The 26,809-nt window shown below is 53.6% G+C and carries 21 protein-coding genes; 14 read left to right on the plus strand and 7 right to left on the minus strand.

Features of this window, described 5'->3' with window-relative positions; translation table 11 throughout:
• Positions 1-69: 69 nt before the first annotated feature.
• Both N5098_RS08515 and N5098_RS08520 read left to right on the plus strand, forming a co-directional pair.
• Entirely contained in the window at positions 70-2,763 is a 2,694-nt protein-coding gene (locus tag N5098_RS08515) for a valine--tRNA ligase (RefSeq protein ID WP_267637350.1), read from the plus strand.
• A 61-nt stretch (positions 2,764-2,824) separates the two neighbouring features.
• Positions 2,825-3,790 carry a beta-ribofuranosylaminobenzene 5'-phosphate synthase family protein gene (locus N5098_RS08520; protein WP_267637352.1) on the plus strand — a complete coding sequence of 322 codons (966 nt, stop codon included), beginning with the start codon at positions 2,825-2,827 and terminating at the stop codon, positions 3,788-3,790.
• Positions 3,791-3,794: 4 nt separating this feature from the next.
• Here the strand turns inward: N5098_RS08520 and N5098_RS08525 are convergent, their stop codons facing one another.
• The gene (locus N5098_RS08525; protein ID WP_267637353.1) at positions 3,795-4,175 is read right to left on the minus strand and encodes a DUF5820 family protein; all 381 of its coding nucleotides are present in this window, start codon (positions 4,173-4,175) and stop codon (positions 3,795-3,797) included.
• A gap of 377 nt (positions 4,176-4,552) precedes the next feature.
• Between N5098_RS08525 and N5098_RS08530 the strand changes: the two genes are divergently transcribed.
• The 5 genes from N5098_RS08530 to N5098_RS08550 all read left to right on the plus strand — a co-directional run bounded on the left by N5098_RS08530 (position 4,553) and on the right by N5098_RS08550 (position 12,755).
• Positions 4,553-6,625: a PrkA family serine protein kinase gene (locus N5098_RS08530; RefSeq protein ID WP_267637354.1), complete on the plus strand. Its 2,073-nt coding sequence runs from the start codon at positions 4,553-4,555 to the stop codon at positions 6,623-6,625.
• Positions 6,626-6,678: 53 nt separating this feature from the next.
• Positions 6,679-8,961, plus strand: coding sequence for a PrkA family serine protein kinase (locus N5098_RS08535; RefSeq protein WP_267637355.1), 2,283 nt, complete (start codon positions 6,679-6,681; stop codon positions 8,959-8,961).
• Positions 8,952-10,277 carry a YeaH/YhbH family protein gene (locus N5098_RS08540; protein ID WP_267637356.1) on the plus strand — a complete coding sequence of 442 codons (1,326 nt, stop codon included), beginning with the start codon at positions 8,952-8,954 and terminating at the stop codon, positions 10,275-10,277. The genes N5098_RS08535 and N5098_RS08540 overlap by 10 nt, the downstream gene beginning before the upstream one ends.
• A gap of 21 nt (positions 10,278-10,298) precedes the next feature.
• Positions 10,299-12,296, plus strand: a complete 1,998-nt coding sequence (locus N5098_RS08545; protein WP_267637357.1) for a SpoVR family protein — start codon at positions 10,299-10,301, stop codon at positions 12,294-12,296.
• 75 nt (positions 12,297-12,371) lie between these two features.
• Positions 12,372-12,755, plus strand: coding sequence for a secondary thiamine-phosphate synthase enzyme YjbQ (locus N5098_RS08550; protein WP_267637358.1), 384 nt, complete (start codon positions 12,372-12,374; stop codon positions 12,753-12,755).
• 8 nt (positions 12,756-12,763) lie between these two features.
• On the opposite strand, the gene N5098_RS08555 is transcribed toward N5098_RS08550, so the two are convergent.
• The 4 genes from N5098_RS08555 to N5098_RS08570 all read right to left on the minus strand — a co-directional run bounded on the left by N5098_RS08555 (position 12,764) and on the right by N5098_RS08570 (position 17,761).
• Positions 12,764-14,800 carry an AMP-dependent synthetase/ligase gene (locus tag N5098_RS08555; RefSeq protein ID WP_267637360.1) on the minus strand — a complete coding sequence of 679 codons (2,037 nt, stop codon included), beginning with the start codon at positions 14,798-14,800 and terminating at the stop codon, positions 12,764-12,766.
• A 169-nt stretch (positions 14,801-14,969) separates the two neighbouring features.
• A complete protein-coding gene (locus N5098_RS08560; RefSeq protein WP_267637361.1) occupies positions 14,970-15,380 on the minus strand; it encodes a hypothetical protein in 411 nt (136 codons plus the stop codon).
• A 66-nt stretch (positions 15,381-15,446) separates the two neighbouring features.
• A complete protein-coding gene (locus N5098_RS08565; RefSeq protein ID WP_267637362.1) occupies positions 15,447-16,721 on the minus strand; it encodes a plastocyanin/azurin family copper-binding protein in 1,275 nt (424 codons plus the stop codon).
• Positions 16,718-17,761 (minus strand): S49 family peptidase, encoded by a 1,044-nt coding sequence (locus tag N5098_RS08570; protein ID WP_267637364.1) that lies wholly within the window; start codon positions 17,759-17,761, stop codon positions 16,718-16,720. The genes N5098_RS08565 and N5098_RS08570 overlap by 4 nt, the downstream gene beginning before the upstream one ends.
• A 122-nt stretch (positions 17,762-17,883) precedes the next feature.
• Here N5098_RS08570 and N5098_RS08575 point away from each other — a divergent pair, with 122 nt between their 5' ends.
• The 6 genes from N5098_RS08575 (at position 17,884) to N5098_RS08600 (ending at position 23,634) form a co-directional block, all read left to right on the plus strand.
• Positions 17,884-18,642 carry a prephenate dehydrogenase/arogenate dehydrogenase family protein gene (locus tag N5098_RS08575; RefSeq protein WP_267637365.1) on the plus strand — a complete coding sequence of 253 codons (759 nt, stop codon included), beginning with the start codon at positions 17,884-17,886 and terminating at the stop codon, positions 18,640-18,642.
• An 11-nt stretch (positions 18,643-18,653) separates the two neighbouring features.
• The gene (locus N5098_RS08580; RefSeq protein WP_267637366.1) at positions 18,654-20,183 is read left to right on the plus strand and encodes a DUF8157 domain-containing protein; all 1,530 of its coding nucleotides are present in this window, start codon (positions 18,654-18,656) and stop codon (positions 20,181-20,183) included.
• A gap of 152 nt (positions 20,184-20,335) precedes the next feature.
• Entirely contained in the window at positions 20,336-20,905 is a 570-nt protein-coding gene (gene hpt, locus N5098_RS08585; protein WP_267637368.1) for a hypoxanthine/guanine phosphoribosyltransferase, read from the plus strand.
• Entirely contained in the window at positions 20,905-21,171 is a 267-nt protein-coding gene (locus tag N5098_RS08590) for a DUF8152 family protein (RefSeq protein ID WP_267637369.1), read from the plus strand. Before hpt ends, N5098_RS08590 begins: the two co-directional genes overlap by 1 nt.
• Positions 21,172-21,364: 193 nt before the next feature.
• Positions 21,365-22,822 (plus strand): DNA primase DnaG, encoded by a 1,458-nt coding sequence (gene dnaG / locus N5098_RS08595; RefSeq protein WP_267637370.1) that lies wholly within the window; start codon positions 21,365-21,367, stop codon positions 22,820-22,822.
• Between the two features lie 38 nt (positions 22,823-22,860).
• Positions 22,861-23,634 carry an MBL fold metallo-hydrolase gene (locus N5098_RS08600; protein WP_267637371.1) on the plus strand — a complete coding sequence of 258 codons (774 nt, stop codon included), beginning with the start codon at positions 22,861-22,863 and terminating at the stop codon, positions 23,632-23,634.
• A gap of 1 nt (position 23,635) precedes the next feature.
• Here the strand turns inward: N5098_RS08600 and N5098_RS08605 are convergent, their stop codons facing one another.
• Entirely contained in the window at positions 23,636-24,880 is a 1,245-nt protein-coding gene (locus tag N5098_RS08605) for a sensor histidine kinase (RefSeq protein ID WP_267637372.1), read from the minus strand.
• 58 nt (positions 24,881-24,938) lie between these two features.
• Positions 24,939-26,006: an mRNA surveillance protein pelota gene (locus N5098_RS08610; RefSeq protein WP_267637373.1), complete on the minus strand. Its 1,068-nt coding sequence runs from the start codon at positions 26,004-26,006 to the stop codon at positions 24,939-24,941.
• A gap of 120 nt (positions 26,007-26,126) precedes the next feature.
• Between N5098_RS08610 and N5098_RS08615 the strand changes: the two genes are divergently transcribed.
• On the plus strand, positions 26,127-26,765 hold the full coding sequence (locus N5098_RS08615) for a DNA-3-methyladenine glycosylase family protein (RefSeq protein WP_267637374.1): 639 nt from the start codon (positions 26,127-26,129) through the stop codon (positions 26,763-26,765).
• The last annotated feature ends 44 nt before the right edge of the window (positions 26,766-26,809 follow it).

Below are 26,809 nucleotides of genomic sequence, written 5' to 3' on the forward strand. Positions count from 1 at the left end.
CAGTATTCGACTACCCGTCCATCATGGACGGCCACAACAGTTACCGAGCAGGTTCGGTCACATTTACCAATGAGTGAGTCAGAGCCACCATCGAGCGACGAATCGTCCGCAAACAACGACCACGAAGGTTTAAGCGATGAGTACGACCCAGAAGCAGTCGAACCAGTCTGGCAGGACTACTGGGTTGAACAGGATACCTATGCCTACAGCGGAAATACCGATACACAGTACACTATCGACACGCCGCCGCCGACTGTCTCGGGCGGGTTGCACATAGGCCACCTCTATGGGCTGACACTGATGGACTTCGTTGCCCGTTTCAAGCGGATGTACGGCGACGATGTTTTCTTCCCGTTTGGGTACGACGACAACGGCATTGCCTCCGAGCGTCTTACTGAGCGTGAACTCGGTGTCAACCACGGAGACTTCACCCGCCGCGAGTTCCAAGAAAAGTGTCGTGGAGTCTGTAAGGATTATGAGGCAGAGTTCACCGACAACGTCCAATCGCTTGCTATCTCCGTGGACTGGGACCAAACCTACAAGACCATCTCGCCACAGGTACAGCGAACCTCGCAGCTGTCGTTTATCGACCTCTACGACCAAGGGCGAGAGTACCGACACCATGCTCCCACTATCTGGTGTCCGGAGTGTGAGACTGCAATTTCACAGGTCGAACAGGAAGATCTCGATAAGCAGACCAAGTTCAACGATATCGACTTCGACATTGTCGAGTTTGGGGAAGGCGAGGGTGACGAAGAAACGTTTACTATTTCGACGACACGACCGGAGTTACTGCCAGCGTGTGTCTCAGTGTTCGTCCATCCGGACGACGACGAGAATCAGCATCTCGTCGGCGGGACGGCGCGAGTGCCGCTGTTCGGACAGGAAGTTCCCATTCTCGAAGACGACAGAGTCGACCTTGAGACCGGAAGCGGGCTGGTGATGTGTTGTACCTTCGGAGACCAGACTGACATCGAGTGGTATCAGGCTCACGACCTCGAGCTTCGTATCGCTATCGACGAGTCAGGGACAATGACTGACCTCGCCGACACGTACGAAGGAATGAGCACCGCCGAAGCACGCGAGGCAATTATCGAGGACCTCGACAAGCAAGGGCACTTGCTCGAATCGAGAGACCACCACCACACAGTACAGGTTCACGAGCGGTGTGACGAGGAAGTTGAGTATCTCGTGACCGAACAGTGGTATATCGAGATTCTTGATAAAAAAGAGGAGTACCTCGAAGCCGGGCGGCAAATTGACTGGCAGCCCGAGAAGATGTTTACCCGGTACAAACACTGGATAGAAGGTCTCGAATGGGACTGGTGTATCTCCCGACAGCGTGACTCTGGGATTCCGTTCCCCGTCTGGTATTGTCAAGATTGTGACGAAACAATCCTTGCAGACCGAGAGCAGTTGCCAGTCGACCCACTTGTGGATGAACCGTCGACCGATGCCTGTCCCGAATGTGGTCACGAGGAGTTCGTTGCTGACGAGGATGTTTTCGATACGTGGGCCACATCGTCACTGACCCCGCTCGTTAACGCTGGCTGGGACTGGAACAGCGAAGCGGGTGCCCTGAACATGGAGCGCCCGGAAGTCTACCCGATGAACCTCCGCCCACAGGGCCACGACATTATCTCGTTTTGGCTGTTCCACACTATCGTCAAATGCTACGAACACACTGGCGAAGTTCCCTTCAAAGATGTCATTATCCACGGCATGGTACTCGACGAAAACCGGGAAGCCATGTCCAAATCAAAGGGGAACATCATCCCCCCACGGGATATCATCGATGAGTACCCAACCGACGCGACGCGGTACTGGACAGCGAGTGCCTCTATCGGCGACGACTTCCCTTACCGTGAGAACGCCCTTGAGGCAGGCGAACGACTTCTGCAGAAACTCTGGAATGCTTCCCGGTTGGTCGACCAGTTGACCGAAGATATCGACCGTTCGATTACTGACGACGAGATGGTCGAATCAGAGCTAGCAGATATCGACCGCTGGTTCCTTGCACAACTTGATGAGATGACCGAGACGCTGACCGAACGGTTCCACAACTACGAGTTCGCGAAGGCCCGTGACGAACTCCGAACGTTCTTCTGGTCGACGTTCTGTGACGATTACCTCGAAATTGCCAAGCAGCGTCTCTCTGATGGCGGCAACGCTTCAACTCAGTATACCGTCCTCCGTGCACACCAGACGTTCCTCAAGCTGTGGGCTCCGCTGTTGCCCCACGTCACTGAGGAACTGTATCAGCGCCTCTATAGCCCAGAAGAGTCGTTACATTTAGAAGAGTGGCCAGAGCCAGTCGGATACGATGCAGACCTCGAAGCTGGCGAGACAGCAATGGAGGTCATCGGGGCACTCCGACGGTACAAGACTGAATCAGGCCTACCGCTAAACCAACAGCTTGAGGAAGTAGACATCTACGGCCACGTCGGCGGGTTTGCGGATGCCGTCGCGGACGTGATGCACGTCGAGAGCATCGACTCCTTCACAACGGAGCCAGACATTACCACAGAAATCAGCGATGTGAATCTGGACTACTCAATCGTCGGTCCAGAGTTCGGTGGTGAAGTGAGTGCAATCGATGATGCCATCGAAGCCGGAAACTTTGCCGTTACCGGCGAAACCTTGGAGATTGCTGATGGTACGTTCGAGCTCAACAGCGAAATGTTCGAAATCCAGAAATCACGGACCTACTCTGGCGACGGAGAGATGCTCGAAACAGAACGAGCCGTGGTCATTGTCCGGTAGGGTCGCAAGTACTGTCGCCGTTGTCACCCTTTTTGTTCAACGACGGGAATAACGAGACAGCATGGTGACCGTCGAGACAGGGGCACGATTGCATTTTGGGTTTCAGAACCTCTCACTGGCCTACGACAGACTCTATGGCGGTATCGGCGTCGGTCTCGACGAGCCAGCACTTCGTATCGAAACAACAGCGGCCCAAGAAGTGCGGTGTGCCGACTCCGAACTCAGGTCCTACGTTGAGACCGCTGTCGACGTGCTTGATGTCCCCGGAATAGCTATTACCGTCAAGGAACGGTTTGGCAGGCATATCGGACTGGGCAGTGGGACACAAATTGCGCTGGCGTGTCTCGTTGGAATCGCAGACACGTACGACCTCAGTATCGACCCGAGACAGACGGCGCCACGACTCGGAAGAGGGGGTCGAAGTGGAGTCGGCGTCGCGACGTTTGAAGATGGCGGCTTTATTATCGATAGTGGTCATCGCTCGACAAAGTTCACCACAGACCCACCCAACCCAGGCAATTGGAGCGTTCCGGAACCAATTGTCCAGCAACCGTTGCCGGCTGACTGGCGCTTTCTGGTTGTCACCCCTGAAACAAGCCCCGGAAATAGTGGTGAGGCTGAAACATCGAGTATGGAGGCAACCGTAGAGAGTGCGAATCCCGGTATCGCAGACGACATCGCAGCCGTACTCACCCGTTCACTGCTCCCATCGATTGCCGAACAGAACATCCAGCAGTTCGGGGAGGCGCTCGAGCGGATTGGTCGACTCAACGGTGCCTGGTACGCTGATGAGCAAGGCGGCGTCTATCGGCCCCCAGTCGGGACACTCATCGAGGAGCTCTGTAAGAGTCGGACAGTTTTTGGAGCCGGTCAATCTTCATGGGGCCCGACTGTCTACGGAGTGACTAATAAAGCACAGGCACAGGAAGCAAAAGACGCAGGAGAAACTGCAGTAAAATCATCCGGGCTAGACGGCCGTGTCAGCATTCATACACCAAGTACTGATGGGTATATTTCCACTGAGTAGGTTCCTAGTTGCCAGTCAATTCGTCTAGCTTATCGAAATAGTCCGGCCGTGGCACCTGATAGAGGTCGTGATACGCGATTTCGCCGCGGGTAAACTCGGTTGCAACGGATTTGGCACCCGAGACCGCTTGTTCCTGTGACTCATACTTTCGTGGGTCGAGGTTGACATCGGGCTCAAGATACAAGGTGACGTACCACGGGTCGTCGGGGTCAGGAATATCACGGCCGGGACGCCGGTCTCGCTTGCCTTTCGTGACGTATATCGTCGGGAGACACTCGGGTGGAAACTCGTGACTGTCAAACACATCCGGTCGAAACCCGAGTACTGCCTTTGTGGTTTCGACGCTCCAGACTTCCCACCCTTCAGCCAGTCCCTCAAACTCCATACACCTCATTAATAAGCCCGAGATATAAATCACCCCATCACGACTGTGTCTCCCGGTTTAGTTGTTCTGTGAAAATAATTACGCCTGAATGAGTCGAAACGGAAATATCATAAAAGGCTGATAATACGGGCCTATATCCCGGGTGAATTGTACGCACTCCACAGTAAATTACCTTACGATAAACGAGTTTATATATTCCAAGAAATTCTATCGTATAAGTGTGTGGAAATCGTCCTCAGAAATTGATCCCTGTAGCGGTGACAGAGTAAGCGACCAATCAGGACAACAGGTATCACCACGAGGCTGGTTGCTCGTCCAACAGACCGACGATAGCGTACACATGTCCACCCCTGTGTCACAGTTTAACAGAGCCAACAATGAGTGAACAAGAACGCACACTACAGTCGTTGAGCGAGGAGTACAGACAAACCATTCCAAGTGACCTCCGGAAACCCCAGTCGTTCAGTTGGTACCTCGAAGAACTCTACGATGGGCCGCGTATCGCGCGTAGTGCCCACCAGCGTGTCGCTGACATGTTCGATTTCTATGGTACCTCCTACGACGAAGATCGCGGCGTCGTGGAGTACGAGCTCGCCTCCAAGGACCCGCTCAATGACGGTGAGAATACGTTCTACGGTCGCGTTGTTCACGAGGCGATGCACGAGTTTGTCAATAAGGTAAAGTCTGGGGCGCGAGGGTTGGGCCCAGAGCGACGGATTCTCCTCTTGCTCGGCCCTGTTGGCTCCGGTAAGTCCGCATTTGACTCACAAATCCGTGAATACTTCGAGGATTACACGAGCCGTGAGGAAGGGCGGATGTACACCTTCCGCTGGACAAACCTTTGTGATGTTATTACAGACCAAGATCCTGCGGATGACATCGTCCGCTCGCCGATGAACCAAGACCCAATCGTGTTGCTCCCTCATGAGCAACGCCAGAGTGTCATCGACGATGTCAACGAGAACCTCGATGCGCCATACACAATCAGAAACGAGCAGGCACTGGACCCAGCAAGCGAATTCTACATGGACCAGTTGCTTGCTCACTACGATGACGATCTTCAGGCGGTACTTGACAACCACATCGAGATTATTAGACTGCTCGCCGATGAGAACAAACGGCAGGCAATCGAGACCTTCGAGCCAAAAGACAAGAAAAATCAGGACGAAACTGAGCTCACGGGGGATGTTAATTACTCGAAAATCGCTATCTACGGTGAGTCAGACCCCCGAGCATTCGACTACTCCGGTGCATTTTGTAACTCCAACCGTGGCATCTTCTCGGGTGAAGAATTACTCAAACTCCAGCGGGAATTTCTCTATGACTTCCTGCATGCAACCCAAGAGAAGACGATCAAGCCAAAGAACAATCCTCGCATTGACATCGACCAAGTCATCGTCGGGCGAACGAATATGCCCGAATACCGAGATAAAAAAGGCGATGAGAAAATGGAGGCGTTCAACGACCGGACCAAGCGTATCGACTTCCCGTATGTCCTCTCGTATGAAGACGAGGGCAGCATCTATCAAAAGATGCTCCAGAACGCTGATCTCCCGGATATCGGCGTCGAACCACATACCTTGGAGATGGCAGGATTATTCGGTGTGTTAACGCGTATTGAGGAGCCTGACGAAGGAAGCGTCGACCTTCTTCAGAAAGCAAAAGCCTACAACGGTGAGATTGATGAAACAGAAGATGTCGACGTAAAGAAACTTCGCGACGAAGCAGCGGAGAAAGTGGATATCGGAGAAGGGATGGACGGCGTTTCACCGCGGTTCATCGGCGATGAAATCGCCGAGGCCATTATGGACTCAATGCACCGGTCGCGGTCGTTTCTCTCACCGTTGACGACGTTCAAACATCTCGAAGAAAATCTAGAGAGCCACGGCTCTATCTCGCCGGAGATGTTCGAGACGTACTACAGATATATCGAACTCGTCCGCGAGGAGTACAAGGAACGCGCCATCGAAGACGTGCGCCACGCACTTGCGTACGATGTCGACGAAATCCAGCGTCAGGGTGAAAAGTATATGGACCACGTTATGGCCTACATCGATGACGATACCGTTGAAGACGATATTACGGGCCGCGAACAGGAACCAGACGAACAGTTCCTCCGGAGTGTCGAAGAAAAACTCGACTTACCCGAGGACCGGAAAGACGATTTCCGACAGGAGGTTGCAAACTGGGTATCGCGGCGCGCACGCGAGGGAGTGTCGTTCAATCCACAGGATAACGACCGCTTGCGCCGGGCTCTAGAGCGAAAGCTGTGGGAAGACAAAAAACACAACATCAACTTCTCGGCACTCGTGACCAGTGGCGATATGGACGACGACGAGCGCAACGAGTGGATTGAGGCGCTCATCGAGCAGGGCTACTCCGAAGAGGGCGCAAAGGAAGTCCTTGAGTTCGCCGGTGCCGAGGTGGCAAAAAGCGAGATGGAGGACTAACGGATGTACCAGCTGAATCGGCAACAAACTATCGACCCTAGAGGAGTAACACAATGAGCGGGGACCAGTACATCGAAGCCGCAGACCGTACGCTTGATGCGACATACGAGGAGCCAATGAGTCTCGATACATATATCGAGACACTCCTCTCGAAGCCAGGTATTGCCGCCCATGCTCCAAAATATTTGCTTGCAGCTATCGAAGCAGCCGGGACCCGGACGGTCATCGAGGAAGGTGAAGAAAAACAGCGCTACCGCTTTTTTGACGACCCCTGGAATGACGGGGAACACGCCATCCTCGGGAACACCGAAGTCCTCAATCGGTTCGTCGATGACCTGCGCTCGATAGCAGCAGGTCGCGGAAAGGAAGAAAAAATTCTCTGGCTCGATGGCCCTACGGCGACCGGAAAGTCTGAACTTAAACGATGTCTCGTTAACGGCCTTCGAGAGTACTCCAAAACGGAGGATGGGCGTCGGTACACAATGGAGTGGAACGTCGCCGGAGTCGAAGGGTCTGCTGGCCTTACTTACAGTGACGAGCCCGCAACGGCCGACGAAGACGACTGGTACGAGAGTCCAGTCCAATCTCACCCACTCACTGTGTTCCCAGAGTCAGTTCGAAAAGACCTCCTGACGGAGCTGAATGAACGCCTCGACGACCACATCCCGGTGAGGGTGGAGGGTGAGCTTGACCCGTTCTCCCGTGAAGCATACGAGTATCTCGAAGAACAGTATCGCAGACAGGGTGTCGAAGACTTGTTCTCGGAGGCTACTGCTCGTCAACACTTACGCATCAAGAACTTCGTCGTCGATATTGGGCAAGGAATTGGTATTTTGCACTCCGAAGATGAGGGAAGCCCCAAAGAGCGACTTGTTGGTTCATGGATGCATGGAATGTTACGCGAACTAGACTCGCGGGGACGAAAGAACCCACAGGCGTTCTCGTATGATGGCGTTCTTTCACAGGGAAACGGCCTGCTAACTATCGTCGAAGATGCCTCTCAACACGCCGACTTGCTCCAGAAGCTTCTGAACGTTCCGGACGAGGGGCGCGTCAAACTCGACAAAGGAATTGGGATGGATATCGACACGCAGTTGATTATCATCTCGAATCCAGACCTACAAGGCCAGTTGAACAAACACGTCGAACGTGAAGGACAGGACCCGCTGAAAGCCCTCAAGCGACGGCTTGACCGCCACCGGTTCACCTACTTGACAAACCTCTCGCTGGAAGCAGAACTGCTCCGCCGGGAGCTAACTGACGAAACAAGCGTCTGGGATGCATCGACGTGGGACCAACTTGAAGAGTGGATGCGAGCACCACTAACGATTCAGGTCCGTGGGGCAGACGATATTGTCCGCGACCGCGAAATTGCGCCACACAGTATCGAAGCGGCAGCTCTGTACGCAGTCGTCTCACGGCTCGACACAACAAATCTACCAGAAGAGCACTCAATTGTCGATAAAGCATTGTTGTTCGACCGCGGCTACATTCGTGATGGCGAGGAGCGTATTGACATTGAGGATGTGGAGTTTGAGGGTGAAGGCACAAACGGTGAACACGGAATACCAGTCACATACACACGAGATATCATTGCCGACCTGCTACATGAAGAATCCGAGCGGTTCCACGAGGAGTTGGCAGTTGAGTCGGTCATCATGCCCCGGGATTTATTGGACACGATGGCCGAACGGCTGACTGACGCGCCGGTGTTCTCGACAACTGAAGCAGCGGAGTTCGAGCAACGAATTGCGCCGGTCAAAGAGTATGCATTCTCCCAACAAGAAGAGGATGTTCTCAACGCGATGATGCGTGACAAGCGCGTCGACGAAGCGACTGTTGCGGAGTACGTCGAGCACGTCTATGCGTGGTCGCAGGGAGACAAAATCGAAAATGAGCGCGGCGAGCGAGTGGAGCCGGACCAGCTCAAGATGAAGCTGTTTGAGATTGAGCACCTCGGACGGTTCGAAGAAGACGATTACAGCGGTAACCAACCCTCTGATGCGGTGACAGCGTTCAGAACAGAACAGATAATCACTGCGCTGAACCGGCATGCATGGCGCAACCGCGACGAAGAGTTCCGTGTGGCTGCTGTCAACCCCAAAGAGATTCCAGTTATCAAAGCTGTGCTTGGAAACTATAGCTGGGCCGATATCGAGCGGACATACGAGGATTTCGATCCAAACCAGTGGGATAACCCCCCGAGCGGGACGGAAACAGAAACTCTCAAAGAAGCGACAATCCAGAACATGCAGGAGCTGTACGATTACAGCGAGGCAACGGCCGAGTTGACCAGCAGGCACGTTATGAGCCAGGTGAGCTACAAATGGGACTGAAAGACGACTTAGAGCGGTATAGGGAAGTCGGTGAACAACGCCGACAGGACCTTGCCGATTTCATTCAGTACGGTGACCTGGGACAGAGCCGCCGCGACGAGGTCAGAGTCCCCATCAAAATCATCGACCTTCCCGAGTTCGAGTACGACCAACGCGAAATGGGCGGAATTGGGCAGGGACAGGACGGTACCCCGGAGCCGGGTGACCCGGTCGGCCAACCAGAGCCGGGAGACGGTGACGAGGAGGGTGACCCCGGAGAAGAAGGTGGTGACCACGAGTACTACGAGATGGACCCCGAAGAGTTCGCCGAAGAACTTGATGAGCGACTCGGGCTAGATCTCGAACCAAAAGGGAAGAAAGTCGTCGAAGAAAAAGAAGGCGATTTCACCGATATCACCCGGTCAGGCCCGACCGGAACGCTGGATTTCGAACGGCTGTTCAAAGAAGGATTAAAACGCAAGCTGGCGATGGATTTCGACAAGGATTTCGTCAGAGCTGCGCTCAAAATCGAGGGCTGGGGTCCCACGAAAGTATTCGAGTGGGCACGAAGCGAAGAGAATCTACCAGTCTCACGTAGTTGGATAGAGAACGCATACGACGACATACCCAACGGAGACAGAACACAGTACGGGAGTCTTGCCGAGATGACAGCCTCTGTCGAACGTGAAGAGACTGCTCGACGAATTCGACGGGAAGGTGTTGACCAGATTCCGTATCGGCGTGAAGATGAGCGGTATCGATACCCCGAGATTATCGAGGAGCGTGAGCGGAATGTTGTCGTCGTAAACATCAGGGATGTATCGGGAAGCATGCGGCAAAAAAAGCGCGAGCTCGTCGAACGAACGTTCACACCGTTAGACTGGTATCTCCAAGGGAAATATGATAACGCTGAGTTCGTCTATATCGCCCACGACGCCGATGCCTGGGAGGTCGAGCGCGACGAGTTCTTTGGTATCCGGTCGGGTGGTGGAACTCGTATCTCAAGTGCCTACGAGGTGGCGATGGAGCGACTCGACGAGAAGTACCCTTGGACTGACTGGAACCGGTATGTCTTCGCTGCAGGAGACTCAGAGAACTCCTCGAACGACACAGAAAAAAACGTCATCCCGTTGATGGAGCGGATAGACGCTAACCTCCACGCGTACGTCGAAACCCAACCATCTGGGAACGCAATCAACGCGACACACGCCGAAGAAGTTCAGCAGCATTTCGACGGAAGTGACAACGTCTCAGTTGCTTACGTTACCAGCCCGGATGATGTTACCGACGCGATTTATGACATTCTAAGCACCGAAGAGGGCGACAATGAAAGATAACCAACAGGAGGGAATCGACAGATGAAACCAACAGATGATGTTCACATGCAACGAGAGGCAAAACAGCTCGAAGAACCAGTCACTGAGGCAAGTGTACTGGCCAAAAAGCTCGGGCTTAAACCCTACGACGTGAACTACTGGATTGTTGATTACGACGATATGAACGAACTCATTGCTTACGGTGGGTTCCAGAATCGATACCCACACTGGCGATGGGGGATGACCTACGACCGCCAGCAAAAACAGGGACAGTTCCTAGGTGGCAAGGCATTCGAAATTGTCAACAACGACAAACCAGCCCACGCATTCCTCCAAGAGTCGAACGCTCTCTCGGACCAGAAGGCAGTCATCACTCACGTAGAGGCCCATTCGGACTTTTTTGCGAACAACGAATGGTTCGCAATGTTCAGCCGCGACCCTAACGCCGCGGCAATGCTTTCGCGTCACGGGGAGACAATCGACGACTTCATCCAAGATACTGATATCGAGCGTGCAGAGGTCGAGCGGTTTATCGACCACATTCTCTGTCTTGAGGACAATATCGACCAGTACCAGCCATACGAACCACTCATGCGAGATGAGCCATCAGAGACTGATGTCGACTACGGCGAGGTAAGTGACGAACTTGACGAGTTAGATCTCTCTGAAGAGGTACAAAGGCAGGTCTTCGACGAAGAGTGGCTCGAAGGACAACGAGAGAATGACGACTCGACAACTTTCCCCGAGGAACCCGAGAAAGATATCCTTGCCTTCCTCCGGAGACACGGCAAGCAGTACGACGAGACTGCCGAGAAGGCAATCGAGCTCGAAGATTGGCAAAAAGAAATCCTCGAGATTCTGCGTGCCGAGTCGTACTACTTTGCACCCCAGAAGATGACGAAGATTATGAACGAGGGGTGGGCATCGTACTGGGAGTCACTGATGATGGCTGACGAGAACTTTGCCGGTGCCGACGAGTTCCTGACGTATGCCGACCACATGTCGAAAGTGCTTGGCTCCGGTGGGATGAACCCCTACAGTCTCGGGCTAGAGCTTTGGGAATACATCGAGAACACTGAAAACCGGCGACATGTCGTCGAGCGCTTGCTCCGCGTTGAGGGTATCTCTTGGCGGAACTTCCACGACACTATTGATTTCACGCACGTTCTTAACCAGCTTGAGCCGGACCCGCTAGTAGCGTCAGTAGAGCGCGAACAGCTCGACGATATCGAGGTGTCGGACCCACGAATTGATGAGGAGACGCTGGCCAAAGCTCGCGAGGGTACTGTTGACCTCGACAGCTATCCATGGAAGCTGTTTACGTATGAGGGTCTCGCCGAACGACACTACTCGCTGGTCAAACCAGCAAACAAAGGGTATCTTGGACGAATCTCTCGGGAAGAACTCGAACGGATATCAAGATACATGTTCGATACTGAGCGGTACGACAGCGTCGAAGATGCACTTGCCGGTGTCGAGTACACCGTTGGCTGGGACCGAATGCGAGAAATCAGAGAGAGTCACAACGACGTAACCTTCGTTGACGAGTTTTTGACTCAGGAGTTCGTTGACGAGAACAATTATTTCACCTACGAATATATGCACTCTTCAGGTGATTACCGCGCTACCTCGACAGATTATGAGGCTGTAAAAAAGAAACTGATGCTAGAACTGACCAATTTTGGCAAGCCGACCATCGTAGTCGCAGATGGGAACTTCCAGAACCGAAACGAACTTCTGCTCGAACACCAGTACAACGGCGTCGCACTGGATATTGAACAGGCAAAAGACACGTTGGAACGAATTTTCGAGCTCTGGGGCCGTCCAGTTGTCTTGCGTACTATCGATACAGTGTACGATGACCACGACCTAGAGGTTGCTCGTCGCAGAGATAGCGAACCTGAGCCAGAGGAAACCGGTGTCGAGATTCGTTTCGATGGCACAGCGTTTGAAGAGGAGGAACTTGACTGGGAAGATGTGAACCATCTGGCCGCGACAGATGTCGATTACGACACCAAACCCGAGGACTGGCTGGCATAGCGACGACGCTATACTTCAGTTTGCTGAACGTATGATGATCGTCGGACTCTTTGGTGAGCGAAGCGAGAGGCCGACATGAACCGCTTTGAGGTACTGACTGAGGACCATCAAGAGGTCCAAGAGATAACCAACAACGTCTCTAAACAGATTCCGGCAGGCATAACAGGAACAGTAACGGTGTTTGTCGAACATACAACCGCGGGCGTCATCGTCAACGAGGCTGAATCGCGATTGCTCTCGGATTTTGAACAGGCGCTCTCGGATATTGTCCCGGAAAATGGATGGCAACACGATCAGATAGATGACAACGCTGACTCACATATTCGGGCGATGCTTCTTGGCCCGAGCGTGACGATTCCTGTTCATGACGGAGAGTTACAGCTTGGAACTTGGCAATCAGTGCTGTTCGTTGAGTGCGATGGCCCTCGAACCAGACAGGTAACTGTCGTCGTTGAGTGAGCGACAACTCAGTCGTCCTCAGCGTATATTTTGTTGACCCGGTCCTGGTATACATCAAGAATCGAACGCCGCTTTTTTTTCATCGATGGGGTCAACAGATCGTTTTCTGGCGTCCACTCTTCGGGAATGAGTGCGAATTTCTTGATGCGTTCGTGTTTCCCGAACTGTTCGTTTCCGTCGGCTATTGTCTCTTGAATCCAAGAGATGACGTGTTCGTCGTCGACCATCGCTGCCCGCGAATCAGGAATATCGACACTGTTAGAGTCAGCCCATTCTTCGAGTCGTTCGAAGTTTGGTACCACGAGCGCGCCCACGAACTTCCGATTATCTCCGAGGACCATAATCTGCTCAATGCGGTCATTGGTAGCAAACGTGTCTTCAATTGGCTGTGGAGCAACGTTTTTGCCAGTATCGAGAACGAAGACCTGCTTAAGACGGTCGTGGAAAGCAAGGAATCCGTCCGAGGTCTGTTCGACAAGGTCACCCGTCCTGAACCATTTGCCGCTTCCGTCGGCACGTAGCCCCAGAGGGGCTATCACATCGCTATCCTCATCAAATGGGTCGTCCGTGAATGCTCGCTCTGTCGCCCCGGGCTTGTTCAGATAGCCACTCGTGACGTTGTCTCCGCGTACCAGCAACTCGCCGATAACCGAATCTTTGTCTTCGTACTCTTCGTCAACATCTCGTGATTCATCGATTGCAATATCGACATCGGCAACCGGAACGCCAAGTGTACCCGGGCGGATGTCATCTGGTGAGTTGACAGATGCAACTGGAGCGGTCTCCGTGAGTCCGTATCCTTCTAGAATTGTGATTCCCATTCCATTAAATATCAGACACAGCTCTTTACTGAGGCTGCCTCCTCCAGAAACCATTTGATTGATGTTTCCGCCTAGGTTCTCTTTGACATCTGAATAGACGAGCGTGTCCGCGAGTGCATGCTTAAGATTCAACACTGGTCCCGGAGAGTTGGCTTTCTGATACTCTTTTGCAACTTCAAGTGACCAGTTGAAAATCTTCTTTTTTAATGGACCTGCTGGGCCGCCGTTGGCCTGTTCGCGCATGCTGTCGAAGATTCGCTCGTAGACGCGCGGAACGCTCGCACCTGTCGTTGGTTCGAGCGTAACAATATCCTCTGAAATTGTATCACTACTCTCAGCATACCCGACTGACGCACCTGAGCCAAACATCAAAAAGTGGCCAGCCAACCTTTCAAAGACATGAGCTAGTGGGAGAAAAGAAATCGAACGTGTTTCTGAGTCAATAGAAAGTCGGTCCGGTTCGTCATCACGCGGGCCAATCCGTCGACGAATCTGATGGACATTCGAACGGAAATTCCAGTGTGTGAGTTGGACTCCTTTGGGCTTGCCAGTCGTTCCTGATGTGTAAATAAGGCTAGCGAGGTCGTCTGGCTGTGTTTCATCTAGCCACCCCTGATAGGTTTTCTCCTCGTAACTGTCTGCCCCTAGTTCGTGGACCTCTCCGAGCGTACTGATGTCATCACGGTCGAATGGTTGTGTCGGCTCATCAAGCAAAATGATTTCGTCAAGGTCAAGATCGTCTTCGACCTCAAGAACTCGTTCGAGTAAGGATTCGTTTTCGACAACAACCGCCGACGCATCAGGATCAGAAAGCAAATACTCTACTTGAGTAGGCGAGGAGTCGGTGTATACTGTCGTCACGACACATCCAGCTGCAAGGAGGCCAAAATCAACCTGTGCCCACTCCATCCGTGTATTCGAAAGAATGCCAACACGTGTGTCAGGACCGAGGCCCATCTCCCGAAACCCCGTCGCCAGATTCCTGACGATATTTCGCATCTCACGATATGTCAAGGCAGCATATTCGCCGGGTGGGGCAGAGGAAACCACATCTGCTGTGACAAGTGAGCGAGTATAGATATCTCCTTTATATAACTGTGCGTTTTTGTCGAGGTTCCGCCCTGCACTGCGTTCAAACAACTCCGGAAGTGTTCCGTACTGCTCTAACTCGTCTTCGTACTCACGCTCGCGTTGTAGCCAATTAGGCTCCTGTATCTTGCTCATACGTGTGCTCCCCATCTGCCTACTCAATAGCGCACGTTCTCTTAAAAAACATACGTAACGTTTGATTCTTATGTAGATTTAACAACCATTTATTAATAATTCTGCTGTCATATATTCCGATTCACAAAAACGCTGACAAAGACCTCAACAGCGAATAGTTGGTAGCGCGTTATTGGTCTTCAAGTGCGTCGGCGATACGGTCGAGAGAACGACGGACATCGTGAACTTCGTCACGAAGTTTACGCATTTCTCGAACCATCTCCTCGTTGTCTTCGCTCTCCTCGCCACGGCTTGGTGAGCCACCCATTGGGCTGCCACCCATCGGGCCGCCACCCATACCACCGCCGCCGCCACCTCCACCCATCATACCGCCCATCATCTGTGCAAACGGGTTTCCACCCATGCCACCGCCGCCACCCATCATCTCTTCTGGGGGCTCAGGACGGCCTTCTCCGTCTTCATCTTCGCGCTCGGCGCGCTGCTGTCGAATTTCTTCAACTCGCTCACGGAACGATTTTTCGTCTCCCTCGCCGGACTGTTCAGGTTCGTCACTGGCGCTTGTTTCGTTGTCGTCTGCCATACGACGGAATTTTCGGTCGTGACCGAAAAGGCTTCCGCCACAGTTCGACCAAATTAAACCGTTCGGTCAGGGTTCGCCGACAATAATCACGCCGTACATGCCGTCTTCCTCGTGTGGCTCCGAGACAAACTCATGGGTGCCTTCCTGTTCGAACGTAAACTCATGGACGTACCCTTCCTCTTTAGTTTCTGGAACGCCACCCCACTCTGCATCACTTGGCTGTTGGTTCGTGGGAACAATGTTGTGTCCGCTGGAGTTCCAGACGAACTTCACTGTTGTGCCGGGCTTGATTTCTGTGACCTCAGGAGAGAATCGGTTTTCTCCGTCAGGGCCAACCTCGATAGTAATCGATTCGGTTTCTTCCTCGCCTTTTTCAGTGTTGTTGTCTCCGACATCCCGGTCTGCCTCGACAAGGTAGTCGGCAATGTTACCCACCAGAACGTCGTTATCTGCACGTTGTGTATTCTCCGGGGTGAGGAAATCAGTGTCTCCGATAAGAGCCACATTCTGATCACGGACGAGAACTGGCTTCTCGGTTTTCTCACGTGTTACGGACAGTTCGCTTCCCTCGATTGGGAGCATCGTCTCATCTTGGTTGCTCGCCTGAACGGGGGTTGCCGAAGGGAACACGACCCGCTCGACATCTTCTGTCAGCAACTCGGTCCCAGACGGTTCAGTGAAGATACGCTGATAGTTCAGGTCGTTTTCCGCGAGGTTGTAAACGTATCCCGGCTCGGTGAAGACGCCGAGGTTGCTATAGGTCTGAGAATGACCGGCACCGAATCCGAACTCTTGGGTCGGTTCGACGCCCATAACTATTCGTCCATTCTCTTCGACAAAAGTATCGATTGCGTTGAGGTCTTGGTCAGTGTACGTCGTGACACCGAGGCTGACAAGCCCCTGTGCACCCTCAAGGTTGCCCGTTAGCTGGGACCCATCGTCACCCGTCGGTGGAGCGATCTGGTCGACAGTTCCTTTCGCAAACGTGATTTGTCCGCCGCCAAACTGCCTGCCCTCCTGTGCGAGAACCGTAACTTCATGGCCGTTCTCGATAAGCGTGTTAACCAATGGTGCGATATCACGCTGTGTATAGGCCGCCCCAACGTGGACAACAACCTTCTTTTGGAACGCAGTACTGTCCATTTCAACGCTTGCTTCTCCCGGTGAGCTGTCCGAAGCGACCCGTTCAGCGTCAAATTGTGGGTTCTCAACTTCGATGTGGTCTGGGCCGGTCGTACTTTCACCGTCATCGATAACAACGCTTGCGACGCCACCGACAGCAACAACCACAACGAAGACCGCAATAAACGACACAATCGCTGTTCGTGGTGCCTTACTCATGAGTCGTCACCTCCGTTTTCTTCGACTGCCTTGGCAACCACTTCCTCAATATCCGGCGACGATACCGTTTCGAGTTCCTCAAGGCGTGGTACTGCCGGGCGGTAAACCAGCGCGTGGTCAACCGGCTTAATATCAGCTATCGATGGGTCTTCATCGTAGATTGCGACGATTCCCGAATCGGTCTGTGCGAAAATCGGAATACTCTGTGCGCCCCCGACCTCGCGCTCGGTAATTTGATACTCTTCGAGATCAGCCCTGCTGGCGGCATCTTCGATAGCATCATCGAGTGAGCCGATTTCGTCTGCGTATCCATTTTCGACACTCGTGACGCCCAAGAAGACTTTCGCCGTCGAGACTTCTTCGCGGCTGAGTTCGATCCGGTCACCGCGCTGTTCCATCACTGTCTCGATGAAGTTGTTTCCGAGTGCTTCTAGCTGTGCCCACTGCTGAATGGTGTTCGAACCGCGCTTGTCCGGACCGCTTGGGCCCTGAACAGGTGGGGTTGGTTGTGGGGCACTCGCGGCAAGGCCAACACTCCCAATCTGGGATGACGGGAGCGCATAGATGTCCTCGGCAGGCGTCATCATGTAGTACCCTGCGGAGGCACTCAGTCCCTGAACGCTCGCAAGAACAGGCATCTGCTTATTTGTTCGCTGTATCGAGAGATACATTCGTTCCGTGGGCGCAGGGGCACCACCGGGTGTGTTCATTTTCAGAACAACGGCGTCAATAGATTCGTTACCGCGAATCTCACGGAGTTCATCTTCCAAGTTTTCACCAATTGGTTCCATTATTGGGCCCTCTATCGAGACAACAGCGACCGTCCCGTCTGCATCAGAAGCCGCTGAGCTACCAGCAACACCAAACGCCAGCGATACAACGGCGACACCAGCAACGACCGCTGCGACCGCAGCCAGCAAGATTATCGCGTACCGCTGGCCGCTGGTAGTCTCGGAGGGAGTTCTCTGCCCAGTACTCGAAGAGCCGTTTACGCCTTCGCTACTCTCCGTAGCTGGACTGTCGGTTTCTTCGGAGCTCATTACATCGGTTGGTTTGACTGTACCGTATATATATGTTGATGGAGCGACTTTTTAGCTATTATTTATCGATCGTCTTGGGGGAGTCGAACCGTTTTTCAGTCGAACACCCTCACCTGAGGAGTATGGAGGTACTCGTCGTCGGAGCCGGTTCAATGGGTCGATGGCTCGGACAGGTGTTTGTGGCGGATGTTGGTCCCTCATTGCCAGCCACAGCACGCGACGAGTGCACTGTCACCTATTACGACCGCAGTAACGCAGCCGCAACGCAAGCCGCAAAAGCAACCGGCGGTCATACTGTAACATCGGTGACACAGGAGTATGATGTGGTTGCAATAGCAGTACCAATATCAGCAGCCCCTACGGCTATCGCGTCCCACGCAGGAAACGCAACCTGTGCAGTTGTCGACGTGACAGGGACAATGAAAAAGCCGGTCGAAGCGCTCAGGTCGAACGCCTCAGCGGTTGAACGGTGTAGTCTGCACCCACTCTTTGCCCCACCAAACGAGCCGGGGAACGTGCCTGTTGTCACCGACAAAGATGGACCAGTGACGACATTCATCCAGGAAACACTCGAAGCACGTGGTAACAACGTCTTCGAGACGACACCTGAAGAACACGATAGCGCGATGAAGACAGTACAGGCAAGCGCTCACGCAGCGATTATGGCGTACAGTCTTGCCGGTGAAAGCGTCCCTGACAGGTTCCAGACAGCCGTTTCAAAAGAGTTGTCAGCACTTGTCGAACAGGTCGGAGGCAACGAACCAAGCGTGTATGGCGAGATTCAGGCAGCCTTTGAGGGTGCAGAAGACGTAGCGGCAGCCGCAAACAAGCTCGCGGTGGCGAGTGAATCGGAGTTTGAGCAATTGTACGACAAAATCTAAGAGACAGACCAATGAACGAAACACAGCGCCAACAAGTGCGCGAGAACGCGAAGTATCTACGCGAGGTCCGGCCCATAGAGCCCGAAGAGATTAACGAATATATCGAAGGAACACCACATCCCGCCGCGGTAAGACAGGTGTTACAAGAGCAAGCCCCGGAGCTTGGAGTAATCGAACGAGAAGATGGGGCGTTTGAGCCGGTTGATGAAAGTCCAGTTTCCGTACGGTTTGACGGCGTCGACGAACTTCCGGAACAACTCAGCCGGAAAGTTGAGAATCTGGTTATCGACCGGTTTGGGCCCGGCTGGCCGGATGGCGAGTCTGGTGAGCAACTCCGGCGGCTTATCCGAGATTTTAAAGAGCGGTATCTCGCCGGTGCAACAGTTACCTACGATGAAGAGACGGCAGTTGGGTACATGCTGTATCATCTGTCGGCCTACTTCGCAGCAACGCAGTACGTTCTTGCTGACCTCCTCGAAGATAATCTCATTCCCGGACATCTTCGTGTCCTCGATGTGGGCGCGGGTGTTGGCGGGCCAGCCCTCGGGCTGGATGCGCTCTTACCGGGTGATGTCCTCGTCGAATACCACGCCGTGGAGCCAAGTGATGCGACGAGTGTTCTGACTGGCCTCCTCGAAACAACAGGCCGGAACTTCCATCCCACTGTTCACGCTACTGAGATTGAAGCGTTTGACCCTGATGGTGCGGTCAAATCACCAGCCGACGAGAGCGGCGTGTTTGACCTTGTGCTGTTTGGGAACGTGCTCTCTGAACTAGATGACCCGGCGTCAGTCGTCAAGGAGAGTCTCGGGTGGCTCACGTCGGATGGAACAGCAATGGTTCTCGCCCCAGCAGACAAGAATACAGCGGGACAACTTCGAGAGGTTGAACGAACGGTCGAGCGCGAAGTTGGAGCGAGCGTCTACGCACCAGGGGTTCGTCTCTGGCAAGACGAACAGCCCGAGAGTGAATCGTGGTCGTTCCGTCGCGATAATGACTTGATTACACCGAGTTTCCAACGCCAGTTGGATGATGGCAAACGCACAGTCGCCGAGCGGGAAGCTGTGACAAAAGGCTCCAGTAGCGAACAATCCAAAGCCACTGACCAGCACACAACGACTGACGGGAGAATCCAGCCGGCTGGCTCCGGAGAGTTCGTCAATGTGGATGTCCAGTACGCGTACTCTCTGTTGCGGCGAGACGGGCAAACGGCTGTCGATATTCGAGCGGACCGTTCCCGGGTAGCAAAACTCAAAGAAACAGAACGGCACGTCACTGACCGTGTGGACTGTCTCGTCCTCAAGTTGAGCCATGACCTGACGGAAGCAGGGAATCCGCTGTATCTCGTCGGCGATGGGAGTCAAAAGGTCGACCACTTCGCCGTCCTGACCAATGAGACGACCCTCAACAACGACATCGTGAGCGCGTCGTACGGCTCCCCACTCCTGATGGAGAATGTCCTTGTTCTCTGGAACGATGACGAACAGGCCTACAATCTGGTTATCGACGAAGAGACCATTATCGACCGGATACCTGAGTGAACCGTTCTCTGTAAGGAATCACTGTCACTGAGACGCAGCGTCCGAAACAGAACAGAGAACCGTCGACACACTACAGTTCATCGGTTGTACAACTCGGTGCAATACAATTGCTTAACAGCAGGTTTTTTGCACTCAGTTGGCCTACCCGTGACATGGACAAACTCAGCGAATCGTTGCTTGATGCGCCAATTATTGAGAAAGACGGCTACCACTATTTTGTACATCCGGTTAGCGACGGGGTGCCGATGCTCGAACCTGCACTCATGCGTGAGATTGTCGTCCGCATTGTTCGCAAAGCAGACCTCACGGACGTAGACAAGATTATCGCCCCTGAAGCAATGGGAATCCATATTTCGACGGCCGTCTCGCTTGCAACAGATATTCCCCTGGTCGTCGTTCGGAAACGCGAATACGGGCTTGAAGGTGAGGTCCCAATTTCGCAGGTGACGGGATACTCCGAAAACGAGATGTATATCAACCGTGTGTCAGACGGAGATCGCGTGCTGGTGTTAGACGACGTACTGTCGACAGGTGGAACGCTCTCGGCACTGCTCACCGCGCTTGAAGGACTGGGTGCTGAAGTTGCTGATACTGTTGCGGTCATCAAGAAAGTTGGGGGAGAGAACAAAGTCGAAGAGACCAGCTTCGACGTGAAGACACTGGTCAACGTTGATGTCATCGATGGTGAGGTCGTAATTGAGGATACGGAAGGGGATGGCTAATGGACGAAATCGAGCACTTGCTGTCATCACTACAGGACCATCTAGATGCCGCCGAGGCCAAATCACTCTCAGACGACGCCGAGTCCGACGTTGAAAAAGCACAGTCTATCGCCTCAGATATCACAGCCGACGGTGTTGACCACGAGAAAATAGACACACTGCTTGAGATCCTCGAAGAAATTAAAACGACAGGAACCGGGAACAGCGAGGCTGATAGTCATATTGATGCAGCCAAACGAGCTGGCGAGCGCGTTCTCAAACGATAGTCTTCTAGGCTTGGCTCTTGGGGTCAGTCAGTGAGTTGCTTGCTGTAAACGGCCATTCTCAGTGCTGGTCTGGCGAGAAATAACACGAGCCACCCATCAGGTATTTGCATGCTACGCGACTACATAGATGCATCCATGAGCACACTCATGGTTTCACATTCACCATTATCATCCTTCACAGGAGGATTTACCAATGCAAACTTCAGCGAAATACCTCATTCACGCTACGGTCAGAACGAGCGGGGTGGTCGAACGGAGTGATGTCGTCGGCGCTATCTTTGGCCAGACCGAAGGACTGCTCGGCGACGAACTTGATCTCCGGGAGTTACAAGACTCCTCGAAGCTCGGCCGCATCGATGTCAGTATCGAATCGGAAGCTGGTCGCTCAGTCGGCTCCATTACGATAGGGAGTTGCCTCGAACGGGCTGAAACAGCTGTCCTTGGAGCCGCACTCGAAACTATCGACCGGGTCGGTCCCTGTCGAGCCGACTGTACTGTCACAGATATCGAAGACGCAAGGGCTGCAAAGCGCAGAGAACTGGTCGAGCGCGCGACCGAACTGCTCAACGAGCTCGAATCGGATACTGTGACAAGCGAAGAAATCACCGACGAGGTTCGCAGACAAGCTCGTGTCGAAGAGATAACCGAGTACAAGGGACTCCCTGCAGGACCTCGCGTTGAGGCGACTGACGCTGTTATTGTCGTCGAGGGGAGAGCAGATGTTCGGCGACTGCTCAAGTTTGGCGTCAGAAATGCAATCGCTGTCGAAGGGACAGACGTGCCACCGGAGATTGCAGAGCTAACCTTCGAGCGCAATGCGACAGCATATCTTGACGGGGACCGCGGCGGTGACCTCATACTTCGTGAGCTACAACAGGTTGCTGACATCGATTACGTCGCCTTTGCACCGACTGACCAGTCAGTAGAAGACCTTGACAGAGCAGCAATCCTCTCGGGACTTCGGCGGAAAGTTCCGGCAGAGCAAGTAACTGACGGAGAGACTCCCAGAGAGGCGTTCAGCCCGGCAGAGACTATCGAAGCAGACGACAAAGCAGAGACAGACGAAAAGCCCGCAGAGGGCAGTGGTGACAACGCCAAACGACAGGTAACAGAGCAAGTACACGCGAGTCAGTCTGTTTCTCCGCCAGATAGCACAAGCGGCGACAGAGGCCCGAACCAATCAGCAGAGCAAGCTGACACCGGCACGGAGTCGACTCCCGGTTCGGTTGAGTCGACTGCCACAGAAGATGATGTCGAAAAAACACCAGAGAGTGACACCGCGGCTGCCACGCTACAAGAACACGCCTCAGATGACGGGAATAGCGAACCCGAACAACCGAAGGAACCACCACAGACGCTGGCAAGCCATACAGAGGCAATCATCGGTAGCAGTCAGAAGACAGCCCGGTTTCTCGATTCGGAGTTCAACACGATAGCGGAAGCTGGTGCTGGCGAGGCCTTCGAGACGCTCAACCAACTCGACTCAGTCCCTTCGTCGATAGTTCTCGATGACACGCTCACACAGCGGTTACTTGACCTAGGGGCACAGCTTGGGGTCAGACAGATAATTGCGACAGAGACAGACGAGTTTGTCAAACAGCCGACCGATATCAGAGTGAGGACAGCAAGAGACCTCGAAGCCACCGCGTAGTCCCGGAAGATAAGTACGAGCCAGCCGCCACTGTTTGTATGAAGCTCACCTTTCTTGGCACTGGAAGTGCGATGCCAACTGGCAACCGACTCCAGACTGGTCTGTTACTGGAGGCTGAGGACAAGTCGCTCCTTGTCGACTGTGGCAGCGGCGTTGTCCACGGGCTTGCAGCGACTGAGCACGGATACGAAGATATCGACACTGTCCTGCTCACACACCATCACCTCGACCACCTTTCAGACTTGCTCGTGTTGATTAAAGCTCAATGGCTCGCAGGGAAGGAGTCTCTAGAGATTGTCGGGCCGCCAGAGACTGAGGAAGTTGTCTCCGGACTGCTTGCTGTCCATGACTATATGCAAGGGCGGCTGGACCTGACAGTACGTGAGATAGAACCCGAAGAAACTCCGATAACAGTTGAGGGATTCGAGATTCAGGCGATGTTGACCAGGCATTCGATGGAGTGTCTCGCCTATCGCTTCGAGCAAGATGCCGAGCCGGCGTTTGTATTTAGTGGTGATAGCGAGGCGTTCGAAGAGCTGGTTGAGTTTGCTGACGGTGCAGCATTGCTCGTCCACGACTGTTCGTTCCCCGACGAGGTTGATGTCTCAAATCATCCAACCCCATCACAGCTCGGGACAGTACTGGCAGATGCTGCTGCAGATATCGGTCGAGTCTACCTGACACACCTGTATCCACACACCGAAGGGAACTATGAACAGATGCTAGAGTCGCTTGGAGACCATTACGACGGTGAGGTCCGGTTTGCACAGGATGGGATGACTGTCAACGTAAACGAACCCGAAAAACGCTGAGCTATGCCCGGTCGAGAGTGATATGGAACTCTGCCCCACCAAACTCGCTTTCGCCAACATCGATGTATCCACCGTATGATTCGACGAGGGACTTGGCCAACCCCAAACCGAACCCAGTTCCGTCACTGTCTGGCCCTTTTTTGCCCATCTCAAACAGGTCTTCAACTACCTCGTCGGCGATTCCAGTACCGTTGTCTGCCATAGAAATAACGATGGTCTCCTGTGTCGGTTTAACTGAGAGTCGTACAGTGACTGGTTTATCGTTGTGTACGGCTGCGTTGGAGAGAATATTTGCGAAGACGGACTCGATAAGTTCACCCATATACGCCCGGTATTCGAACTCAGCTGGGTCGTAATCGACAGTCAGCGAATCGTATTTTGTTTCGACGTTATCTATGGCTTCGGTGAGCACTGGCCGCAACTGCAGTGGCTTCGCCTTGCTTTGTTCCTGGATTGTCTTGACAGTATCCCCAACACTATCGATGAGCTCTGCCGCGCTTTTCGATGTCTCAAAAATCTTGTCGGTATACTCTTGGGCCTGTGGGGGAACGTTTTCTTCCTCAAGCAGGCGCCGAAGCGAGTCAGAAAAGCCGGTGATGACCTGTAAATCGTTGCCGAGATCATGCCGTAACAGTCGCTCGTAGACTTCTACCATCTCTTTTCGCTTTGCGAGATCGTTTCGCGCCCGCTCAAGCCGTTCGCGGGAGCGGATATTGACGATGGCTGTGGCGACATGCTCAGCGAGAAAGTCAATCGGTCTAAGATGATGCTTTTTGACTGTCTCGAGCGAGTCCCAGTGGACGACCAACACTGCACCAAAGTTACCACCTTTGTCGGTGTACACGCTCGGTGCAGCCAGTGTGACACCGCCACTGTGACTTGGAAATGCATCCGACTGCACTCGCGTGATATCGTCGCTCACGTATTCGATAGTCAGTTCGTCGTCAGCACAGAGTAAAATTTGATTGTCGTTGTACGCCCGGTCGACTAAGTCACTGGGCTCCTGACCGACAGCCTCGCCAGGTACTAAACTCTCGATTGTCCGAAGGGTATCGGGTCGAATTTCGATAACTGCCGGGTTTGGATGTCCATCGACGATATGTGGAACAGATTCCGCGGTGATCATCGCAACTTCCTCAACTGATTCGAGGTGATACATCTCTCGGCTGTACTTAACAATCTGACCAGCGGTCTTGATTGTTTGTTCCTCGGAGTCGGCCGTACTGCTTGGATCTCGCCTTGGCATTATTTTGTTGAGACGGCCACTATATCTATGTCAAACCCCAATCGGTAAACCATTTTGCCTATTCAACTCGGTAGCGGAGGAGAGCCGCGATGCCTCCGAGATTCGAAAGTTGCTGCCCAGGATCGAACTCATTCGAAAAGACGGTGACGTCACCCCCCTTTTGCTCGGTTGTCTCGATGACAGTGTTTACGTCGATATCCCAGTCGCCGTCACTCGTCCGTTCACGTCGTACGTCCGAGTCCAGAACAAGTAACTGGTCGATTGCCCCAAATTCTGCCGCCTCTGCCACGTTTTGTGGTCCGTATGAGACCTTTGCACCGTCCGAGATTCGTCCCATCAGTTCATCTATCAGCTCTGATTCTTCGGCAATCCGTGTCTGTTCTTGTACTTCCTCGACTGCGCCACGTTTGAGAACCTCGTGAACACCTCTGTCACCAACACTGCTTGTATCAACTGTCTGTATTTTCTCTGCGACATCGGGAGCGTTTTGTTCAATGTTGTCAAGTGCGTCGTTCTTTGTGAACCCCGGCCCAGCAAGGATTATCGCCTCGACATCCATCCGATGCAGAATAGCAGTCAGCTCTTCGAACAGTTCCGAACGCGACCGAGCGTACTCTCCCTTGCCGGTCGGGCCGGTAATGGAAGCACGCTCTTCTGTCCCGAACTGTTCGACACTGTGGACAAAGGCTGTCCCTTCGCTTACTGTGGCAATTGCGACATCTGGGTTATCAGTTGCCTCGACAGCCTCCTCTATTCGCTCGCGCTGGTCAGACTTCCATCGCTTTTCGATTTCAATTTCGTCGTGTTCCTCTACGTTTACCGTATGATGGAGGCCAAGCTGGTCTTCCCGCGAACACTCCTCGATGACGCCACCTACACGGAGCCGGTTTGCAAAGCGGGCAAACTCTACATCATCGACAGAGAGTCCAACCCAGAGGTGTTCTCGCTCGCCGCCTTTATCTCGAAGCTGATCGTCGTTGCGCTGGATGCGCCGTGTCGTATCTCCGGCTACCCGGTCTTCCGGTTCAATGACGTGAGAAATGTGCCAGAGGTCGTCGACGTTCTCGGGAACAAGCGTATACCGCTCTTTCCCGCCGTCAACCTGCTGCCTGTCGGCGATTCGCATACGCGACAGTCCGTGCCTCTCCGGTAAGTGAGTGCTGATATCGACTTTGATGGTCACAATTGTGGGAGTGCTGACCGCTAGCCGAACCCCTGAAGAGTCCAGCTACCGTGGCGTTAATCAATGGACGATGACCGCTCCACCGCACAGACCACCGCCAACGGAGCATCAACGACCGCTCAACAAGCAGCCGCATCTCTTCGGGAAGACGGTGCGCTCGAACCCCATATCGATCAGCACGGGACGCTACCGCTAAAGCCAGCCGACGACAGCTATCAGCGCCTTGTCGTCTCGCTCCTCCGCCAGCAGGTGTCTATCGCGTCCGCAGAAGCCGTCAGAGAACGGTTGTTCACACAGTTCGACGTTACTCCCGAGACAATGTTAGCTGCCGACCCGGACCGTCTCGCGTCGGTCGGTCTTTCTGCGGCAAAAGTCGAGTACATCAAATCGACCGCACGAGCATTTCAGGAGAACGGCTACTCCAGGGAGTCTTTCGGAGCGCTGGACGACGAGGCTGTTCGCGAGGAACTAACCGAAATCCGGGGCGTCGGTCCTTGGACCGCAAAGATGTTTCTCATCTACGCACTGGGGCGTCCAGACGTGTTCGCGGTCGAGGACCTCGGCATCCGTCGAGGCATAGAACTAGTCTGTGATAGAGAGATGACCAGAGGTGAGATGGTTGACCGAGCCAAAAAGTGGCGACCGTATCGCTCGTATGCTTCGCTGTACCTCTGGCGAGCGTACGAAGGTGACACACTGTGAACCGTTTCTTGGCCTCGTAACTTGAGACTCAGCAGTTCTCGTTA

The organism is Halovenus rubra (assembly GCF_026586665.1).
In the GTDB taxonomy this organism is placed as follows: domain Archaea; phylum Halobacteriota; class Halobacteria; order Halobacteriales; family Haloarculaceae; genus Halovenus; species Halovenus rubra.

What these genes read in the sequence shown, in the direction of transcription:
- N5098_RS08515 (WP_267637350.1), top strand. Translation starts at nt 70, where the DNA reads ATGAGTGAGTCAGAGCCACCATCGAGCGACGAATCGTCCGCAAACAAC.
- N5098_RS08520 (WP_267637352.1), top strand. Translation starts at nt 2,825, where the DNA reads ATGGTGACCGTCGAGACAGGGGCACGATTGCATTTTGGGTTTCAGAAC.
- N5098_RS08525 (WP_267637353.1), bottom strand. Translation starts at nt 4,175, where the DNA reads ATGGAGTTTGAGGGACTGGCTGAAGGGTGGGAAGTCTGGAGCGTCGAA.
- N5098_RS08530 (WP_267637354.1), top strand. Translation starts at nt 4,553, where the DNA reads ATGAGTGAACAAGAACGCACACTACAGTCGTTGAGCGAGGAGTACAGA.
- N5098_RS08535 (WP_267637355.1), top strand. Translation starts at nt 6,679, where the DNA reads ATGAGCGGGGACCAGTACATCGAAGCCGCAGACCGTACGCTTGATGCG.
- N5098_RS08540 (WP_267637356.1), top strand. Translation starts at nt 8,952, where the DNA reads ATGGGACTGAAAGACGACTTAGAGCGGTATAGGGAAGTCGGTGAACAA.
- N5098_RS08545 (WP_267637357.1), top strand. Translation starts at nt 10,299, where the DNA reads ATGAAACCAACAGATGATGTTCACATGCAACGAGAGGCAAAACAGCTC.
- N5098_RS08550 (WP_267637358.1), top strand. Translation starts at nt 12,372, where the DNA reads ATGAACCGCTTTGAGGTACTGACTGAGGACCATCAAGAGGTCCAAGAG.
- N5098_RS08555 (WP_267637360.1), bottom strand. Translation starts at nt 14,800, where the DNA reads ATGAGCAAGATACAGGAGCCTAATTGGCTACAACGCGAGCGTGAGTAC.
- N5098_RS08560 (WP_267637361.1), bottom strand. Translation starts at nt 15,380, where the DNA reads ATGGCAGACGACAACGAAACAAGCGCCAGTGACGAACCTGAACAGTCC.
- N5098_RS08565 (WP_267637362.1), bottom strand. Translation starts at nt 16,721, where the DNA reads ATGAGTAAGGCACCACGAACAGCGATTGTGTCGTTTATTGCGGTCTTC.
- N5098_RS08570 (WP_267637364.1), bottom strand. Translation starts at nt 17,761, where the DNA reads ATGAGCTCCGAAGAAACCGACAGTCCAGCTACGGAGAGTAGCGAAGGC.
- N5098_RS08575 (WP_267637365.1), top strand. Translation starts at nt 17,884, where the DNA reads ATGGAGGTACTCGTCGTCGGAGCCGGTTCAATGGGTCGATGGCTCGGA.
- N5098_RS08580 (WP_267637366.1), top strand. Translation starts at nt 18,654, where the DNA reads ATGAACGAAACACAGCGCCAACAAGTGCGCGAGAACGCGAAGTATCTA.
- hpt (WP_267637368.1), top strand. Translation starts at nt 20,336, where the DNA reads ATGGACAAACTCAGCGAATCGTTGCTTGATGCGCCAATTATTGAGAAA.
- N5098_RS08590 (WP_267637369.1), top strand. Translation starts at nt 20,905, where the DNA reads ATGGACGAAATCGAGCACTTGCTGTCATCACTACAGGACCATCTAGAT.
- dnaG (WP_267637370.1), top strand. Translation starts at nt 21,365, where the DNA reads ATGCAAACTTCAGCGAAATACCTCATTCACGCTACGGTCAGAACGAGC.
- N5098_RS08600 (WP_267637371.1), top strand. Translation starts at nt 22,861, where the DNA reads ATGAAGCTCACCTTTCTTGGCACTGGAAGTGCGATGCCAACTGGCAAC.
- N5098_RS08605 (WP_267637372.1), bottom strand. Translation starts at nt 24,880, where the DNA reads ATGCCAAGGCGAGATCCAAGCAGTACGGCCGACTCCGAGGAACAAACA.
- N5098_RS08610 (WP_267637373.1), bottom strand. Translation starts at nt 26,006, where the DNA reads ATGCGAATCGCCGACAGGCAGCAGGTTGACGGCGGGAAAGAGCGGTAT.
- N5098_RS08615 (WP_267637374.1), top strand. Translation starts at nt 26,127, where the DNA reads ATGGACGATGACCGCTCCACCGCACAGACCACCGCCAACGGAGCATCA.